Origin of the sequence: Bacillus sp. FSL E2-8868, from assembly GCF_038005505.1 — a bacterium.
GTDB lineage: Bacteria > Bacillota > Bacilli > Bacillales > Bacillaceae_G > Bacillus_A > Bacillus_A mycoides.
Window position 1 is genome coordinate 270,218 of the sequence record NZ_JBBOTI010000002.1, and the last position, 19,161, is coordinate 289,378.

The 19,161-nt window shown below is 33.6% G+C and carries 20 protein-coding genes and 1 pseudogene; 6 read left to right on the plus strand and 15 right to left on the minus strand.

Annotated elements, in window-relative coordinates; translation table 11 throughout:
- The 5 genes and pseudogenes from prpB to NSS74_RS12340 form a co-directional block, all read right to left on the minus strand.
- A complete protein-coding gene (prpB, locus tag NSS74_RS12320; RefSeq protein ID WP_159146592.1) occupies window positions 1–909 on the minus strand; it encodes a methylisocitrate lyase in 909 nt (302 codons plus the stop codon).
- 18 nt (window positions 910–927) lie between these two features.
- Window positions 928–2,364, minus strand: a complete 1,437-nt coding sequence (gene prpD, locus NSS74_RS12325) for a 2-methylcitrate dehydratase (RefSeq protein ID WP_159146591.1) — start codon at window positions 2,362–2,364, stop codon at window positions 928–930.
- 98 nt (window positions 2,365–2,462) lie between these two features.
- The gene (gene mmgD / locus NSS74_RS12330; RefSeq protein WP_340813676.1) at window positions 2,463–3,584 is read right to left on the minus strand and encodes a citrate synthase; all 1,122 of its coding nucleotides are present in this window, start codon (window positions 3,582–3,584) and stop codon (window positions 2,463–2,465) included.
- A gap of 415 nt (window positions 3,585–3,999) precedes the next feature.
- Window positions 4,000–4,226 (minus strand): annotated as a pseudogene (locus tag NSS74_RS12335) (HesB/YadR/YfhF family protein).
- Entirely contained in the window at window positions 4,207–5,361 is a 1,155-nt protein-coding gene (locus NSS74_RS12340) for an MFS transporter (protein ID WP_002031843.1), read from the minus strand. The pseudogene NSS74_RS12335 and the gene NSS74_RS12340 overlap by 20 nt, the downstream one beginning before the upstream one ends.
- Window positions 5,362–5,596: 235 nt before the next feature.
- Between NSS74_RS12340 and NSS74_RS12345 the strand changes: the two genes are divergently transcribed.
- Window positions 5,597–5,875 carry a hypothetical protein gene (locus NSS74_RS12345; protein ID WP_002085760.1) on the plus strand — a complete coding sequence of 93 codons (279 nt, stop codon included), beginning with the start codon at window positions 5,597–5,599 and terminating at the stop codon, window positions 5,873–5,875.
- Window positions 5,876–5,957: 82 nt separating this feature from the next.
- On the opposite strand, the gene NSS74_RS12350 is transcribed toward NSS74_RS12345, so the two are convergent.
- A complete protein-coding gene (locus NSS74_RS12350) occupies window positions 5,958–8,477 on the minus strand; it encodes a PBP1A family penicillin-binding protein (RefSeq protein WP_340813678.1) in 2,520 nt (839 codons plus the stop codon).
- Window positions 8,478–8,943: 466 nt separating this feature from the next.
- On the opposite strand from NSS74_RS12350, the gene NSS74_RS12355 reads away from it, so the two are divergent.
- A complete protein-coding gene (locus NSS74_RS12355; protein ID WP_002035375.1) occupies window positions 8,944–9,153 on the plus strand; it encodes a KTSC domain-containing protein in 210 nt (69 codons plus the stop codon).
- A 67-nt stretch (window positions 9,154–9,220) separates the two neighbouring features.
- On the opposite strand, the gene NSS74_RS12360 is transcribed toward NSS74_RS12355, so the two are convergent.
- From NSS74_RS12360 to NSS74_RS12375, 4 genes are all read right to left on the minus strand, one after another.
- Complete coding sequence (locus NSS74_RS12360; RefSeq protein WP_002085763.1) at window positions 9,221–9,433, minus strand: YqaE/Pmp3 family membrane protein; 213 nt, start codon at window positions 9,431–9,433, stop codon at window positions 9,221–9,223.
- 300 nt (window positions 9,434–9,733) lie between these two features.
- Window positions 9,734–10,393, minus strand: a complete 660-nt coding sequence (locus NSS74_RS12365) for a DUF6944 family repetitive protein (protein WP_002035373.1) — start codon at window positions 10,391–10,393, stop codon at window positions 9,734–9,736.
- Between the two features lie 158 nt (window positions 10,394–10,551).
- Entirely contained in the window at window positions 10,552–11,262 is a 711-nt protein-coding gene (locus NSS74_RS12370) for an SDR family oxidoreductase (protein WP_002085764.1), read from the minus strand.
- Between the two features lie 325 nt (window positions 11,263–11,587).
- Window positions 11,588–11,926 carry a hypothetical protein gene (locus NSS74_RS12375; protein WP_002031841.1) on the minus strand — a complete coding sequence of 113 codons (339 nt, stop codon included), beginning with the start codon at window positions 11,924–11,926 and terminating at the stop codon, window positions 11,588–11,590.
- 212 nt (window positions 11,927–12,138) lie between these two features.
- On the opposite strand from NSS74_RS12375, the gene gerPF reads away from it, so the two are divergent.
- Window positions 12,139–12,354, plus strand: coding sequence for a spore germination protein GerPF (gerPF, locus tag NSS74_RS12380; protein ID WP_001141569.1), 216 nt, complete (start codon window positions 12,139–12,141; stop codon window positions 12,352–12,354).
- A gap of 285 nt (window positions 12,355–12,639) precedes the next feature.
- On the opposite strand, the gene NSS74_RS12385 is transcribed toward gerPF, so the two are convergent.
- From NSS74_RS12385 to NSS74_RS12400, 4 genes are all read right to left on the minus strand, one after another.
- Window positions 12,640–12,975: a YolD-like family protein gene (locus NSS74_RS12385; protein WP_002085766.1), complete on the minus strand. Its 336-nt coding sequence runs from the start codon at window positions 12,973–12,975 to the stop codon at window positions 12,640–12,642.
- 707 nt (window positions 12,976–13,682) lie between these two features.
- Window positions 13,683–13,904, minus strand: a complete 222-nt coding sequence (locus NSS74_RS12390; RefSeq protein ID WP_002012623.1) for a hypothetical protein — start codon at window positions 13,902–13,904, stop codon at window positions 13,683–13,685.
- A gap of 532 nt (window positions 13,905–14,436) precedes the next feature.
- The gene (locus NSS74_RS12395) at window positions 14,437–15,288 is read right to left on the minus strand and encodes a peptidylprolyl isomerase PrsA (protein WP_002031835.1); all 852 of its coding nucleotides are present in this window, start codon (window positions 15,286–15,288) and stop codon (window positions 14,437–14,439) included.
- A 143-nt stretch (window positions 15,289–15,431) separates the two neighbouring features.
- A complete protein-coding gene (locus NSS74_RS12400; protein WP_002141672.1) occupies window positions 15,432–16,427 on the minus strand; it encodes a glycoside hydrolase family 25 protein in 996 nt (331 codons plus the stop codon).
- Between the two features lie 534 nt (window positions 16,428–16,961).
- On the opposite strand from NSS74_RS12400, the gene NSS74_RS12405 reads away from it, so the two are divergent.
- Complete coding sequence (locus NSS74_RS12405; RefSeq protein WP_002141671.1) at window positions 16,962–17,156, plus strand: hypothetical protein; 195 nt, start codon at window positions 16,962–16,964, stop codon at window positions 17,154–17,156.
- A gap of 352 nt (window positions 17,157–17,508) precedes the next feature.
- Here the strand turns inward: NSS74_RS12405 and NSS74_RS12410 are convergent, their stop codons facing one another.
- Window positions 17,509–18,012 carry a MepB family protein gene (locus tag NSS74_RS12410; protein ID WP_002141670.1) on the minus strand — a complete coding sequence of 168 codons (504 nt, stop codon included), beginning with the start codon at window positions 18,010–18,012 and terminating at the stop codon, window positions 17,509–17,511.
- 220 nt (window positions 18,013–18,232) lie between these two features.
- Between NSS74_RS12410 and NSS74_RS12415 the strand changes: the two genes are divergently transcribed.
- On the plus strand, window positions 18,233–18,445 hold the full coding sequence (locus NSS74_RS12415) for a hypothetical protein (RefSeq protein ID WP_002031831.1): 213 nt from the start codon (window positions 18,233–18,235) through the stop codon (window positions 18,443–18,445).
- Between the two features lie 60 nt (window positions 18,446–18,505).
- Window positions 18,506–19,153: an IS3 family transposase gene (locus NSS74_RS12420; RefSeq protein WP_340813682.1), complete on the plus strand. Its 648-nt coding sequence runs from the start codon at window positions 18,506–18,508 to the stop codon at window positions 19,151–19,153.
- Window positions 19,154–19,161 lie beyond the last annotated feature (8 nt).

Sequence of the window (19,161 nt, forward strand, 5' to 3'; positions counted from 1 at the left end):
CTATTGATCTTCAGATAATACTGTTTTTGCAATTCCAGTATCTAACTCTTCAAAGTCATGATATGAAATTGTTTCATATAATTCACTTCTCGTTTGCATATTAGAAAGTGCATCTTTTTGAGAACCCGTTTCCTTAATTAGCGTAAACACATTCTCATATGCTTTTGCAGCAACACGAAGTGAAGTTACAGGATAAATTACCATTTGGAAGCCCATATTCGCAAATTCCTCTGCACTATAATATGGTGTTTTTCCGAACTCAGTCATATTTGCTAGTAAAGGTGCATTCACTTTGCTAGTAAATAAACGGAATTCTTCTTCCGATTGAAGCGCTTCAGGGAATATCGCATCTGCACCTGCTTTTACATAGGCGTTCGCTCTTTCGATCGCTTCATCTAAGCCTTCTACACCGCGAGCATCTGTACGTGCCACAATATATAAACTTGGTGCAACTTCTTTAATCGCTTTAATCTTTTGAACTAACTCTTCTGTAGTAACAAGTTTCTTACCATTTAAATGTCCACATTTCTTCGGTAATTGTTGATCTTCAATTTGAACAGCCGCAACTTTTGCTTCCACCATTTCTACTGCTGTTCTCGCTACGTTTAATACACCGCCAAATCCTGTATCAATATCAACAAGAACTGGTAAATCTGTAGCTCTTACTAGATCTCTTGCTCTCTCTGCTACTTCAGTAGACGTCACGATTCCTAAATCTGGTAACCCTTTACTTGCAGTGTAAGCAGCTCCCGACAAATATAGAGCTGAAAAACCTGTATTTTTTGCAACAAGAGCAGCCATTGCATCATGAGCACCTGGAATTTGCAAAATTTCATTTGCTTCTACTAAAGCTCGGAAGCGATTCGCAAGCTCCTCTTGTGTTGACTGTTTATTCACAACCCAAGCCATTCTAAATTCCCCCTATTATTAATTTAAGAATAGATCTACAAATTCGTTTACATTCATATTTTCTAGTTTTTCTTCATTTAGACAAACTTCATGAATTTGTTCTTGTTGCTTACTAGAATAATGACCTGCCATATTTGCAGTGAACTTTTGAACAACTTTTGGAATTGCTTCGTCTCTACGGAAACGGTGACCAAGTGGATATTCACATTCCACATTTTCTGTTACAGTGCCATCCTTGAAATGAACTTGAACAGCGTTGGCGATTGAGCGCTTGTTCGGGTCAAGGTAATCTAAACTGTACTGTTTGTTTTCAACAACAACCATCTTATTACGTAATTCATCTACACGTGGATCATTTGCTACTACATCCTCATAATCATCCGCAACGATATCTCCTTTTAATAAACCTATTGCCGTAATGTATTGTAGGCAGTGATCGCGATCAGCTGGGTTATTTAATGGACCTTCTTTATCGATAATACGAATTGCTGACTCATGAGTTGTAATTGTAATACGATCAATTTCATCTAATCTTTCTTTAAGTTCCGGATGTAATTTCACTGCACATTCTGCAGCTGTTTGTGCATGGAATTCTGCTGGGAATGACACTTTGAATAATACATTTTCCATTACATAAGATTCTAGCGGTCTTGCTAATTTTAATTCTTGCTTGTTAAATAACACATCTTGGAATCCCCATCCTGGTGCAGATAATGCCGTTGGGTAACCCATTTCACCTTTTAATGCAGTCATTGCAAGATGAACACCGCGGCTCGTCGCATCACCTGCTGCCCATGATTTACGTGAACCTGTATTTGGAGCATGACGATATGTACGAAGACTAGAATTATCAATCCACGCATGTGATAATGCATTAAAGATTTCCTCACGCGTTCCGCCAAGCATTTTTGCAACTACTGCAGTCGTCGCTACTTTTACGTATAATACGTGATCAAGACCAACACGGTTTAAACTGTTTTCTAAAGCAAGTACACCTTGAATTTCATGTGCTTTAATCATCATTTCTAGTACTTCACGTGCTTTTAATGGTTCTTTTCCTTCTGAAATACGAACGCGGCTAATATAATCTGCAACTGCTAAAATTCCGCCTAAGTTATCAGATGGATGTCCCCACTCTGCTGCAAGCCAAGTATCGTTATAGTCTAACCAACGGATCATACATCCGATATTAAATGCGCCTTTTACTGGATCTAGCACATAAGATGTTCCTGGTACACGTGTACCATTTGGCACGATTGTTCCTGGTACAACTGGTCCTAATAATTTCGTACACTCTGGGTATTGTAGTGCTAAAATTCCACATCCAAGTGTATCAAGTAATACGTAGCGAGCCGTACTGAATGCCTCTGCACTTGTAACCTCTTTATTTAATACATAGTCCGTAATTTCTTCTAATAATGCATCTTTTTGTTTAATTTCATTTGTTTTAATCATGCTATTCTTCCCTTTCTGTCGAAAATTCGTTATTATTAATGATGGGTGTCGGTCAAACACCCATCTGGCGGGCGGCGCTAACAACTCCCCAGTTGTTTTTATTTACTAAATGCATGTCGCTCGCCAATATAATTTACACGTGGACGGAACAAACGATTGTTCGCATGTTGCTCAATTACGTGTGCACATAGCCCTACTGTTCTAGAACTAAAGAAGATTGGTGTGTAAAGTTGAATTGGAATACCAAGCATCCAATATACTGGAGCAGCATAATAATCAAGATTCGGATAAATTCCTTTTTCCTTCTCCATAATTTTTTCTCCAGCTTCACACATTTCATATAGTGTATAATCGCCTTTCACATCACATAACTGCTTTAATGCTTCCTTCATCATAAGTGCTCTTGGATCCATCTTTTTCATATAAACACGGTGTCCAAAGCCCATAATTTTTTCTTTGTTATATAGTTTCTTCTGTAATAACTCTTCAAATTTCTCAACATTACCAGCTTCTAAAAGCATGTACATAACCGCTTCATTCGCACCGCCATGAAGACTTCCTTTTAAGGATGCAACTGCTCCTGTTAAAGCGCCGTATAAGTCGGATTGCGTTGATGCAATAACGCGTGCTGTAAATGTAGAGTTTGGCATTTCATGTTCACTATATAAAACAAGGGAACGATCAAAGATTTTCTCTTCAAGTTCAGTTGGTTTCTTTCCAGTTAACATATAGAAGAAATTCGCACTATATGACAATTCTTGAAGAGGCTCAATTGGTTCCTCATTATTTAAAATATGGTAGCTATTCGCTACAATATTTGGCACTTTACTTAAAAGCTTGTATCCTCGACTTTTATTCACTTCTAACGAGCGGTTTTCGATATCACAATCGTAACCAGCTAATGCAGACACACCTGTACGTAGCCCATCCATAGGATGCGTTTCCTTAGGCAATGCCTTTAGAACATTGAATACACCTTCTGGCACTGCATATTCTTCTTTTAATTTCTTTTCAATTGTTTCTTTCTCATCCTCATTCGGTAAACGTTCTTCTAATAAAAGGTGCACAATGTCTAAATACTCTTTTGTTTTTGAGAGTTCGATTAAATCATACCCTTGAATTACAATTTCACCTTTTACTGTGTCAAGAAACGAAATTTTCGTTTCCGCTGCTACTACACCATCTAATCCCGGGGAAAATTTTTCTTCAGCTTTCATCATTATTTCCTCCAATCCTAATAGATCTTCGTGCACATAACTGTAAGCCTTTACAATAATATGAAACTACATTTCTATTTCAATGTATCAGAGTTTTTAGAAGATTTCAATTTATTTTATAATGATAAGTTTCCTATACTTTTACCGATGTAATAATACAATTTTTCAAAAATAACTTTCACCTTTTATAAAGAAAGGACAGACATCCTTTTACAATTTTTTAAAACGAAATATAACAATTATCCATATAATCCCACTAAATATACCTTTAATCCCTTTTTCTTCAACAAACATAAAAAACCGAGCTGCACTCATGCACAGCTCGGTTTTTTATAATATTTATTTCATACTCCCATAAATATAATTCTTATATAAAATTTATTTATTTTTAATAAAATTATTATTTTACATAATTAAATTAAATTTCTTCCGTTTCTTTACGATAGCTTACAACTAATTCATAGTTTTGAAAGTACGAAAGATCATCAAAATCTATAAAAATAAACTACCGTCTTTCTCAACTAACACTATTTCCCGAACTAATTTCTCAGAAACAATCCCTAAAGAATATCCGGGCTGAATTGAGCTATTTCCTCCGTACCTTACAATACATCAAATAGATTCATCATGCTTTATACGCAAAATCTTTTTTGCCTAATCGTTGTTTTACAAAAATGACAAATATAATTAAAGCTATTAATCCTGAAATTGCACTACCTGCGAATAAAATACGGTAACCAAACATTTGTGAAACAACTCCAAGTAAAATCGCACCTAATCCAATCCCTAAATCAAAAGCGGTAAAGAATGAAGCGTTAGCAACTCCTCTTTTACTAGGATCAACAATTGTCAGCATCGCTGCTTGTAAAGCGGGCTGTGCTGAACCGAATCCAACACCATATAATGCCGCTGCAATCATTACACCTATCAAACCATTTGAAATCGTTAGTACAACTATCGCTAAAATAGTAATACATAGTGCCGGAAGTATGATAAAAACTTCTCCATACTTATCTAATAGTTTTCCTGAAATAGGTCGTACAATTGTTAAAGCAATTGCATATACAAGAAAGAATGTCCCAGGATTCACATCAATTGATGACGCGAATAACGGTAAAAATGTTGTTATTCCTCCATATGCAAATGATAAAAAGAAAACAACAACCGTTATTGATAAAACGGATTTTTCAAACAGCTGAATTTTCCCTTTTTCTTTTTGTGGCGTGAATGGCATTTTCGTTATTAACGATAATACGACTGCCATAAAGGATAAAAGAGTTGCTAACAAGAATAGACCATGAAATGAATAATTTTGTACAACCCATAATCCAATCATCGGGCCAATTGCCATCGCGATTGTCATCGCCATGCCATACCAGCCCATCCCTTCACCACGACGTGAATCTGGAATAATATCAGTTATCGCTGTTCCAACTGCTGTTGTAGAAACAGCCCACGTCACTCCGTGAATAACGCGTAAAACAGCTAAAAGGACAATAGTCGATGCTAAATTATACGAATACATCGTTATCCCAAAAAATATGAGTCCGAAAATAATAAAAGATCTTCTACCATATTGATCTAACATACCTCCAATAATCGGTCGTATTACAACTGCCGCTATTGTAAACATTCCCATCATCAGTCCAACTTGCGATTCATTTCCACCAATCTCTTTAATAAAGAGCGGGAGCGTTGGAACAAGTAAATAAAACCCCGTAAATAAAAATAACATCGCGATAGTCATTTGTATAAATGATTTCGTCCATAATCGTTCCATTAAAATCCCTCCATAAACACGTAAAATATTACAATCAACACATCAATTGTATATTTTTCATGTTCCCTTGCCCTCCGCTAATAGACGTATCTTTTCATAATAAATGGTCTACCATCAATTTAAGTTGGTCTTACGACTTTATGCCTATGTTTTAAGCAAAAAACCTATATATGTACCTTTATATGTTTTAGAAGAATATACTATTTTATTATTAAACTTAGGAGTGATCGTTTTCATGTGGGTATCACCAAGAATAACCGCCGTTGTCCCATCAGCTCCCTCAATACATGTTCCTGTCGTTCATACAGCTAGTTCTGATGTTGGTATCGAACTTCCTGCCGCTTGGCAACAATATCAATCGACTGACCAAGTCACCCCTTCATTTTGGCATCATGGTACACACCCGAGTAGTACTACTTTTTATGGCCCTAGTTATCCAATACCGCCAACTCAAATTTTTTATCATTTCCCATCAATTTACTTTCAAAATTTCTATGGTACTTTTAATATTTAAAAATAATATTACTCTTTATAATACAAAAAGCACCAAAGAAACCGTTTTCCCCGGTACCTTCGGTGCTTTTAAAATGCATTATTTATTGTCCATTATTGGAAGGAGCCTCTCCTGTGTTCCCGCCAGTAGTTGGTGGGGTTGGAGTTTCTTGGCCACCTCCAGTGGTTGGTGGATTTGGAGTTCCTTGGCCACCTCCAGTGGTTGGTGGATTTGGAGTTCCTTGGTCACCTCCAGTGGTTGGCGGATTTGGAGTTCCTTGACCACCTCCAGTGGTTGGTGGATTTGGAGTTCCTTGGCCACCTCCAGTGGTTGGTGGATTTGGAGTTCCTTGGTCACCTCCATTAGTTGGTGGATTTGGAGTTCCTTGACCATTTCCATTGTTTTGTTCATTTTGCTTATTCTGTTCATCTTGTTTCTTTTGCTCTTCTTGCTTCTTAAGTTCATCTTGCTTCTTAATCTCATCTTGTTTCTTTTGCTCTTCTTGTTTCTTAAGTTCTTCCTGTTTCTTTAATTCCTCTTGATTTTTCTCTTCTTCAGTTTTTTGCTGTTGATCTTGTTTTGGTTGTTCCGTTGTATCCGGTACGCTAGTATTTGGAGATGAATCACGTTTTTCACCTTTTATACGCAATTCACTACCTTCTTGAATAACACTACTTGGCATTTTAAAGCGTGATTTATCTGTAGCCATCTCGCTCATCATTTCTTTAAAGATCAACTGTGCAATTTTCGTATTTTTACTACTAATATACTCGTCTTTACCATCTTTCGTATATCCAGTCCATACTGCCATCGTATATTGCGGTGTATATCCTGCAAACCAACTATCACGAGTTGCACTTTCTGGAATTCCATATTGTGCTAGTTGTTTTGAAGAATAGTTAGTTGTACCTGTTTTACCAGCTACATCTAAAGAGGCCACATTTGCCGATGTACCAGTACCTGATGTAACTACAGAACGAAGCATATCAGTAATCATATATGCTGTAGAATCCGCCATAACTGATTTTGGTTTTTGTCCAAAACTTTGTGACTTGCCGTCTGGATAAACTACTTTCTTAACAAAATGCGGCTTCGTATACTTACCGTCATTCCCAAATGCCGCATAAGCACCTGCAATTTCAGTTGGTGACGCTTCATTTGTACCGATCGCTGTTGATTCTGTCGGTGCTACATTAAATGTAATACCTAATTTCTCAGAGAACTCTTTCGATTTACTAATACCTACCTCTTTAGCTGTTTTAATAGCTGGGATATTACGTGACTTTGTTAGTGCTTCACGCATTGAGATTGGCCCTAAATGACTTCTATCTGCATTTCTAACTTCTTGGCCAGTTGAATACTTAAATGGAGAGTCATCAATTTGATGATAAGTAGCCCATTTTAAATATTCAATTGCAGGAGCGTAATCAAAAATTGGTTTCATCGTTGAACCAGCTGCACGATCTAATTCAATCGCCATATTATGCCCTTTAAATACTGCTTTATTTTCACCGCGCCCACTACCTATAGCGCGAACTTCTCCAGTTTTCGTATCCATAAATGTGAAAGCACCTTGGAATTTATCATTTGGATAATTAATAATATTTGTATTCAAAATATTATCAGCTAATTTCTGTGCTTTTGGATCCAATGTTGTATAAATTTCTAAACCATCAGATCCAATATTAACATCTGGTATTTCCTTTTCTACTTCTTTAACTACTGCATCCATAAATGCAGTATATGGCATCGCTTGTAGTTCAGCTGCACTCTTAATATTTTTATCCACTGGTACTTTCGATGCTTCTTCCATTTCTGCCTTTGTAATATAACCATGTCTATTCATTAAGTTTAGTACAGTATTTCTTCTTTCTGTTGCCCTTTGAACATTTTCTTTTTTCGTTGGGTCATAGTTATTCGGTGCTTTTGGTAAGCCAGCTAGCATCGCAACTTCTGGTAATGTTAAATCTTTCAATTCTTTACCGTAGTAGTTTTGTGCTGCTGTTGCGATTCCATATGAACGGTTTCCTAAATTAATTTTATTTAAATACATCTCTAATATTTCATGTTTTGAATATTGTTGTTCTAGCTTATACGCTAAATATATTTCCTGAACCTTACGTTTTGACGTTTTTTCCATCGATAAGAAGTAGTTTTTAATAACTTGCTGCGTTATCGTACTACCACCTTGAGAGCCATAATCTCCCTTAAGACTAACTAAAACTGCACGAGCAGTACCTTTAAAATCTACTCCGCTATGCTCATAAAAACGCGAATCTTCTGTTGCTAAAAATGCATTTTCTACCAATTTAGGGATTTGATCATACGTAACATTCGTCCGCTTTTCTTTCCCATATTCATATACCAAATTCCCGTCTTTATCATAGATTTTTGAGGATAACGGATTAACAAGTTTTGCTTTCTCAAGTTTTGGTGCATCCTTAATCATTACGAAAAAGGTAGCAACCCCTGCCACTAAACCTACAATACCAAGTAGTAAACAACTGATTAAAAATTTACGAAAAAACGATGTTTTACCTTTTGGTTTTGTTTTTTTAGAAGCTGGCTGTTTTTTCTTTTGAACTTGTCGTCGCTCCTCTCGAGAACGATAATTTTCTGACATGTTACTTTCTCCTGCCTTTCAATTCTCCCGTTGATTTACTTGAAAATATTGAGGTCACTTTCCCAAATACATTTAATCAAGAAAGTATATTGACCTGGAGCATTCAATATTTTCCCAATTCACAGATTATACATTTTAGAATACTTCTTATACAAACTATTTTCACTTCTATTTTTTCTAATAATACTGCCCCTTAAAGCATAGAATGTAAGAAGTGAATTTTTAATACCTCGTATAAATAATATACCTTTTTTTCAAATGGTCAATATTTTCTTATTTATAAATCAAAGGTGAAATAAAAATAGCACAACGATATGTACTTCGTGTGAACTTCCTTATAATTACGTATAACAAACATTTAATATATTGCATATAAGTATAATACTCCTTTAATTATTAGGATTTCAACACGACAATCCCCTTCTCTACAAGAAACCATCTAAAATGAAAAATAAGGAGTTGCGTAATGATGGAGCTATCTCCCGTTATTTCAAAAAAATTAGTTGCTGTTGGCTATAATCCTTTTTCTATGATTTTACGTATTCAACTAAAGAATGGTATGTATGATTTCTTTAATGTGCCAGAAAGCATTTACACCGGTTTATTAAACGCACATTCTAAAAGTTATTATCATAATACTTATATTAAAAATTCTTACCGCTATACTAAAATTTAAACTTGATTGGCATACAAAAAAGAAAGGCGAATCAAATCCCCTTTCTTTTTTGTATGCCCATCGCAATTTACCTTCTATTTCTTTTATTAATTTCATCATACGCTTGAACTTGTTTTTTAAGTCGCCTGTCGGCTTTTTTATCATGTACGACAAGAACTGCGTGTATCGCTCCTGGAACCCAAAAAATTAAGGTTAAAATGAAATTAATAATCGCTTGAAACGGCTTTCCGCAAAATAAAACAGCTACCGGCGGAAGTAGAATTGCTAATAAGTACATCATGTCTGAAAAACTCCTTAATGTTTATTTTTCGATTCTTCCCCATCCATCTCCTACACTATCAAACCTATGAAATCATGTTATTTCTAAAAGCGTATATAAGAACTCATCATTACAAAAATCACATATAATAGTATAACTAAATGAGGAACCTCTCACTAACGTTAACAAGTTATTTTCACCTGTTCGTTTATATGTATATTCTACGCCTATATGAAAAAGCCTACAAAAACAATTAACACATCCATCTTGTCCTACTTCTAAAATTGAAATACTCCAAACTTCATTGAAATGAGTATTTCATCACCTTTTCTTAGATTCCAATCGTTGTTCCTCTACTATTTCGGTTAATCCAATTGCTGAAATTACAGTACCTATCGCCTGTATCCAAATACCTATTAGCCCTATTATACGTTGATCTTCTTTATCTATATTACTGTCTTCTTTTCCCTTTTCTTCTTTTGGTATATTTTTAATACCTTCATATGCTTGTAATCCCGCACCTAAACTTTGCATTGAATTCCCTAATACGATAATCCACTGTATTCCATTTATCTCATTCAATGCTACTTCTACTCCTAAAAAAGCGCCAATTGATTGCAAACTATTTCCAGTAATTATAAGGAAATCATTTTCTTTCATTTGTTCATTGAGATTAAAATACGTTCCTATTACATTTGAAATATTACCTAAAGCTAATAACTCAATCCCCGTTTTCGCTAGCGCTTTATTTTTATTATCTATAGTTACCTCTTGCTTCTCACATTTATCTTCATCTTTCGCATCATTAGTTGCTATAATTTGTAATATATATCCGAGAGCTTGTAATGAACTCCCTACAATAACGAGATCCGACTCAATCTTTTCTTCCCCTGCAAACCCTCTAGTTGTTCCAATTGCTGCTATAAGATTTCCTCCTACTTGAAACCAGGCACCTGTCAATTCTAAATCGCGTAGGTTCATTTCCCATCACCTATATTTAAATTTTCTAGTACATTCAAAACAAACAAATATCACCTTTAATTCATTATTCTATTTTTCATATGTAATTTTGTGCATCACATAATGTACTAATAATACAAAAAAGCACCTTTCAGGCGCTCTTTTTGACAAGGAGTTTCTCAATGAATGTATGCCGGACATGTCAATGACTCACCGTTTTTATCTATTGATATATTTAATATATAATGAATTGCTTTATGTGACCACATTTCAGGTGTAGGAGATTCTTTTACATATTGAGGTGCACATAAGTGAAGCATTGGAGTGCTAATACTGCCACCTGGATCTAAAGCAACTACTGCCATACCATTTGGCAGTTCCATTGCCATTGACTGCGTGATACCTTCAACAGCAAACTTCGAGGCACAATATGGCGCAAGTTCAGCCTCGCCTTCTCTTCCCCAACTAGAGCTCATGTTAATAATAATTCCTTCTTTCCTAGCTATCATCGCCGGGACGAACGCCCTAATGACATTTACTACCCCGTTCACATTTACACTCATTACACTTTCAAATTCTTGTGCGGTAACTTTCCATAGAGGTGCATTTTGATTAACAATCGATGCATTATTTATTAACATATCGGGAGCCCTATACTTATTAAGAATACGACTTGCCCATTTACTAACTTGGTGATGATTTGAAACATCAATTATTTGAAAATCATGTGAAGCACCGTAATATTTATTAAGCTCTTCAATTTTATTTTTTGAGCGTCCACACCCTGCTATGTTCCACCCCAATTCATGAAACCTATCAACCATTGCACGTCCTAACCCTTGCGTTACTCCAGTAATAATTACAAGTTTCCCAATGTCGTTTCGCTCCAACTTCATCTCCTCCTTTCCATTAATATTACTCTTTTTATTCTTATTCAACTTCTCACTTAAGTATCAATTCATTTCATACTTTAGAAGTATTTTTGATATTACATATTACAAACAAAAAGAGTAACCATCATAGTTACTCTTTTTGTTTGTATCGTTATTATTTTTAAATTGTATCTTCTATTCCCTACATTTCTCACATCGATAAATATAGGTTACACCTTAATGAAAGTATATTTATGTTTACGGTTCGATTTATCCAAATACTTTTCAATCCACTTTTTCAACTTAACAGAGCCCACCTCTATCAATAAATTCCCACCTAGTCTTATAACATACTTTTATTTAAATTCTCAATCTCATTTTGCAACTTTTTAAATTGCTCAAAATGCATTGTTATAGATTGAATACTATTCCTTTCAACATTTTGCTTTACTAATAAAACGCCTGTATCGTGAAAAATTGCTTCAAGTTCTTTCCTTATAGATACTTTCGTAATATATGCGGTTTTAATTGCCGATAAAATTGCTATTTCATTAAACTTTAATTTTATTTCATTAGGACAAAATGCTTTTTCGATCAATGTGACATCATTACTATAAATATAAGCAATAAGTTTACTTGATTCTGCATCTGTTAAATCCACTGTTTTTATAACATTATCCATTACATTTCGCCTCCTTTAATTCCATATATATTAATTATTAGAATTTGTTCTTTTTAAAATTCAGCTCTTCATTAATTTTAACATACTTTTTGCTCGATTGATTAAACAAAGCTTCAAACATTTTTCTATTCCGGAATATTTGTCAAATGAACCAATTAGACTATACCTTCATATAGTAATGCAAACAATTACTTATAAAGCAGGTGAAAATTATGCCCTCAGTTGTCGGGAATTTAGTTGTACAAAATAGTAACGGATCTTTCAACTTAGGTGATTTCTACAATGTTTCTCCAAAAGAGAATACGAAAGCTTATAACGGCTCTGGCGCATCTAACGTTGGTTTCGTAGTGAACACTTTTAGTGGGGTTAGCGCGACTAATACATTTGATTCTGATCTAGCAGATCAAAACCAAGTTGGTACGGCCTAACCAGATCTGTAATCATTTTTGTATAACATTTTAAAATTTGTCTATACTATACTCAGGCTGATACACAGCTATCATTGATTTTTTGAGTGCCAATCTTTTTCTCCCTTTCCCTGGGACTAAGCAGCTAGCTTGCAGCTAGCTGCTTTTTCATTTAGTTCTTCACCTCTTCAAAAAATTAGGTTTTAACAGGTAGCCTGACTCACAGCCTAATTTTGAGGTGTGAATCTGCCTGTCCGTAAATAGCTAGATAAATTAAAGAAGCTAAACTTCAAAATTCAGCTTCTTTTAGGTTACATCAATTATGTCCATTGCAGAAAATATATATGTTTTATAAAATGCATCTGTACATTTTACAATTTGTTGAATTGGATTTATATGAACCACTGTCATATAACTCGTAAGTATGTATCCTTCTTCAAAATATGTCACTAACATCTCTTCTTCAGACAATAATGAAGTTAATAATTTGTCTGAAATGCTGTCTTTCGCTTCATTTGTTATTAGCGGTCTTTGGACTTTTAATTTCTCTCCAATAATTTTTTTCATACTTAATAATTGTTCCGACATTACTGTAAACGGAACCCACTCTCTTCCTTTTTCCTGTATCTTTACATAATTCATTTTCTTTACTCCTCAATTTTCTATATCTATCCATTCTTGAACTCCCCCACTTTCACTTCGTTTAGAAGTGGGGGATTCCTAAGTAAAGAGTTCTATCGAACTCTAATTTATTAGGCTATCTCCGCAGCCCTTGCGGTTAGAAGCCTTATCGCTTCATTCTTTATCCATCTCTTATTTATACGTAGCGTAGCTTTCCAATTCAAAACTATTTATGAATTTGTAGACATCTCCACTTCGAAAGAACATTCGTTCTAATTATACACGAACGAACGTTCTTACGGAAGTGCAACATGTAAATTTTTCAAACAAAATGCAACTTTAATATATGAAGTTTATTCATACTCATTTATTACTCCCTTTTATTAATCAAATTTCTTTGCACTTCCTATCGCATCATAGAATACGTGTAGCAACAATAAAAGCGACTCCACCTAATGTGAAGTCGCTTTTATTGAACTAATTATATTTCTAATTTTACTTTTCTATCCTAACTAACGTTCTTTCTGGAATACAAATTTCAGCTATATCTCATTAACCATCCTTCAACAAAAGCATACACTTTTATTATGAACGAACTCACAAAGCTTTAGAAACTTATGATGTAAAACAATTCATTCCTCATAAGTTTCATACATATCGACAATTACTACCATTTATCCTGCTATTTTTAGGCAGTAAGATTCACACTCATCAATTTTTCACTTTCTTTATTGAATATGCTTGGGTTGCATTATAATATGTAATTCTCTCTCTGTTTCTGTTTTTTTCGGATTCCGATAATATTCCAGTTTATATTCTAATACTTCATACTCAACCATCCCAATCTTTATCCCTTTTGTTTCTTTTAATACAGCTAATAGAACGCTTATATTTTCATTAGATGATTCAAAAATTTTCCCTCCGCCTTCTCTCTTAAAAATAACTTTCATATATTCTCCCCCAAATTAATTTAATAATCTAGTAAATATAAAAATATTCATCCTATTTTAATAAAGTGAAGGCTAATAATCAGTGGGGGTTTTACGAGCAGTAAGACTCCCACAAATAGCGGGATAAATAATTCTTATCATCATTAAGAACATCCTTTTGTACTAAATGTTCAACATGTCACTTCCTATAAAGTTAATTTATACTCCAATAAATATGATATGTACCATTCTTTAAATTATGTCCTCAATTCACTCTCCAAGAAAATATATTTAGTTTATATTTAACAAAATTAATTAACTAAAACATTATCATTTCAACATTTTGCGAATTTAATTGCTTATTCCTTTTATCTACATCCAAATTTTCCTATTGTAATTCTTAATATTTAAATGTAATATTGTATTGTCTTACTATCTATTTATAACTCACACACTAACGCGAAAAGGGAACTCTATATGAGTTCCCTTTTCTATTGAAAACAAAAAAACAGAAATATAGCATTATGCTAAATCTCTGTTTTTCTTCTAAACCTTATTTCTCATCTAAGAATTTAAATGTATCTTTAAATTCTTTATCTGTTACTTTAATATCTGCTTCTTTCAATAGATCATTGATTACTTGTTGTTTCCATTTACCTGTCGCATCTTGCAGTCTTTGTTGTTCTAAATCTTTTCGAATCGTATCTTTTACTTCATCAAATGGTTTCAATTCTTTTTTATCCGTCACTTTTATTATATGATAACCATAAGATGTTTTTATTGGCTCACTTACTTGTCCTGCATCTAATTTATACGCAGCTTCCTCAAACTCTTTCACAGTTTGACCAGGAGCAAAACCAGCTATTTCTCCGCCCTGTTCCTTTGAACCAGTATCTTCCGAATACTGTTTCGCTAAAGCAGTAAAATCTTCACCATTATTTATTTTCTCTTTTACTTCTTTCGCAGTTTTTTCATCTTTCACTAAAATGTGACTTACCTTCATTTCAGGTTTATGGTTATCTTTCACATCTTTATCTGTGACAGTCGCTCTAATCGCTTTCTCAAGTGCAATTTCTGGCTTCATTCTCTCTTTTAATTCATCTTCATTCTTTAATCCTACTTGCTCTAAAGCCACTTTAAACTTGTCACCCATTTGTTCCTTCGCTGCTTCTACTTGTTTTTTAGCTTCTTCATCTGAAACTTTATATTTATCTAGCAATGCCTTATTTAACATCATTTGAGATAAAGTACTTTTTCCATATGTTTGCCTTAATTCTTTACTTAACTCTTTCTCTGTCACGTTTCCTACTTTTGATGTTGCAACATTTTCTGAGGAACCACACGCAGACAATGTTAGCGCCACACATGCAATAATAGTTCCCATAAATAGCTTTTTCTTTTTCAATTCAAATACCTCACTTTGATAAATGTATATTAGGAACTATACAGCGCTATTGTGAAATCAATGTGTTTTCTGCAAGTATTTCTCTTCATGCCAGAGACAAGCTTTATTAAATAAAAAAGCCGGCATAAATCCGACTTTTAACATCATTTAATCTGCACATGTTCTTCTTTGATCCATTTGTTCCCACCTATATCTATATATCCATCTTGACGATTCCAAATACGATAAGGGACCTTCCCATCGACCGCACCTGTATCATTCCCGTTTGGCCCATCGTACGTTCTAATTTCATATCCAGGTGTGTACTTTGAATATGCATAAAACCATTGTACATTAAAATGTTCTAACTTAGCCCACTGTTGTTCACCACCTAAACAAATCATATCTTTTTCGCCACCTCCCCAATAACCTTTATAGATTAAATATGGGATTTTTTTCGTAAGTCTTCCTATAAATTGCGGATTCGCAGGATTTTCATATAAATTAATTCCGTATCCATCATCATATTTTGAAACTGCAATACCAATTCCACTTGGTTGCTTACTGTCTCCAATACTAGATTGATTTGTTTGATTTGAACCTATAAACCAAGAAAGATTTTTATTCCCAATTAATTGATTCAAATCACATTTTCCAATACCAGGAACATTTCCTGAATCAGTATATTGCCAAATATCACAAGGATATGCTGGTTTATTCCCTCCATAACGAGGAATCCAAATAAAATCAGCATCAATATTGCGAGCTCCAAATGATACATACGTGTGATGTCCTACATATAAACCAATTTTTTTTGCACCTAATCGGCGTAATTCATCAATAAATGCTTGAGTCCCGCCTTGCATATCTATCATTGTTTGAACTTCTACATCTGCCACCCAAAATTTAGCGTTTTTATCGCCACGATTCCAAAAATCTTGTGCTTCTTTTTTTGCATCTGAAATAGATATAAAACGGCAAAATGCATAATTCCCAAATGGGATACTACGTTTCTTCATTTCTTTCACATAACCTTGATACATAAAATCGATCGTATTCGAACCATCTTGAACTCTAGCAATAACTAAATCTAGCTGAGACGCTGCAATATCCCAATTAATATTTCCATTCCATTTCGAAATATCTACAATATAACCCATTACTAATCAACTCCTTTTTATTATCTTATTCAAAGCTTGTTTTATTGCTAGACCCATACGCCTAATAGCAAGCTTCTATAAGACAAATAAATATATTTTCATCATTTTTTAAAACTAAATAATTTCTTTTTATCCATAATAAATAAGTCCTTCTTTTTTTGCATTTGTAAACGATAAACTTGCGTTTATTTCATACTAAATATTGGAATAAAACTATAAATAATGTACATACTACATATAAGCAATTTTTGCTTATACTCATGAATGACCTCCAAGATTTTTCAATCTCCCTGTAAAAAGGCAGCTAAAAAAAGCTGCCTTTTTACAATTTATTATATAGAGACAAGTTAATTAACGCTTATTCCCTCATATTAGTCTGTTTTTAAGCTTTTTATAAACATGATATATATTTTTTCACAACACTATTTTGATACGTAATAATCAACTACAATAAAAATTACATATTATATTAATATGTCTTCCTAATTAAAAGGAAATAAACATATAACCTCTGTTATGTAAGGAGTTTATTTAATGAAAAAAATCCCTATCGTATTCAAAGTTCCCCCGAATTCAAAGCTAAAAGTTACATTCTATGGTCCTTGTAACGAAGTAATTACAAATGTATCTTTAATTAATCAACTACTCACCACTACCTGCCAAACTGTATCTCAATATCCAGACTTCAAGAAATATATAACTGAAGTCCAATCATTATCAAATTGTTAATCGTATAATTTTATGATTTATCATTTCGAACAGTACGATAACAAAATAATAAAAAGAGCCGCATCTTTCAAAAGAAACGGCTCTTTTTCATTTCACAAAACATGACTTCATTAAAAAACTAAAATAACTCATTAATTGATATTCTGTTGATATTTTATTGATATTTTACACATATTAATGAAATGCGCATATATTATCGTATGGAGATTCTCCACTCATAAAACCTATCTTTTTTTGAGCATACTTTATTTGTATGCTCCTTTTTTATTCTTTACTTAACGGCTTACCCTGTTAATATTTCCAAATATCATCTGAACGAACATTGAATATTTCAATTTTTTCTTATTATGTGCTATGAATATAAGTTTAATAATTTATCTGTAGCTACATTTTCAGTATCACTTAAATCGACAAAATAATGAAGTTGCCACAATTGACTCTTCTTAGCTTGATTACTAATAGGTTTATCCCAAATAGGGTAAACCCTCATAGCCATTTTCCCTTTTTGATTTTGAGTTTTTAATATTTTTTCTTTTAGAAGAATCTCTTTTGGAAAAATAAATTGTCCTAGGTTATTATCCGCTATACAAGTGATAACTAAAAGGTTAGGAGCTGAATCATAAGAAAATGCCTGATTGCTCATGGAGGCATTCTTCTCCCAAAAAGAAACAAATTGTCCAATCTTATTAGGCGTAATTTTTGATACCCTAAATCGGATGCTTCTATTATTTAGCTGGAATACCCCTCCTGCATATTCTGAATTTTGCTTTTCTTCTTTTCGTTTAGTAATTAATAGATTATTAGGTTTGTAAATCATTTCATCTAGTTTTTCAATTATATTACTAAAATTTGTCATGTAAACGCACCTTTTTTATTTTCCAGTATACCAAGAACATTCGTTCTTGTATATTAAACTTAAACAAATGTTGGCTTTGAATAGTCTTTCAAAGATTATTTTATCTACTCCATCCATAACTTCAAATTTACTTTTATAGTATTTATTACATTACTCTTCCAATTCCTTATATTCTTCATTATTTCATTAATATATTAATAAAAAACGAGGTACATATTACATGAATCCATCCAAAATTGACTTCGGCTCCATAGAGCAACCTTTATTCCTATTAATTTTATATCTTATCGCAATTCTTTTAACACTCGGCATTACATTTAGTATATGTCATTCCCTTTTACTAAATTTAAATGCACCGAGATGGGTAGCAAAACTGTTAGCTATCATATTAACTCTAGGTGTTGCTTATCAAGTGTTTATGAACTTATTTTAATATATTACCAATTTAACACCTTTAACTAAAAGGCCCTACCATAGGGATGTAAAAGGAGGAATGAAAGTCGTATCCAAAATAAAAAAATTCGAAGTCATCCATGAAATGACAAAAACAGGTTATACAGTGACCATTCTATGCGATATTGCTGGTGTAACCAGAAGTGGATACTACAAATGGCTAAAACGGCATACGACGCCTTCTAAAAAACAATCAGAGGATATCGAAATTAAGAAAAAGATATTGGAGTGTCATAAAAAATTAAGAGGAATTTATGGATATAGAAGAATACAAGTGTGGCTGAAAGCCACATATAACCTTCATTTGAACCATAAGCACATCCAAAGATTGATGAGTGAACTAGGTATCAAAGCCGTAATTAGGAAAAAACGACCTTATTACGGAAAAAAAGAAGCTTATGTGATTTCAGAGAACCATCTAAATAGGGAGTTTCAGGCTTCAAAACCGAATGAGAAATGGGTAACCGATATTACCTATTTGATTTTCAATGGACAGCGCTTGTACTTATCCGCTATTAAGGATTTATACAATAATGAAATTGTTGCCTATGAAACCAGTCGTAGAAACGACTTAAAGCTTGTGTTAGATACGCTTAAAAAGGCAAAGAAAAAACGAAATGTGAAGGGAATCCTCTTACATAGTGATCAAGGATCCCAGTATACATCTCGTCAATATAATCAATTTTAAAAAAATAG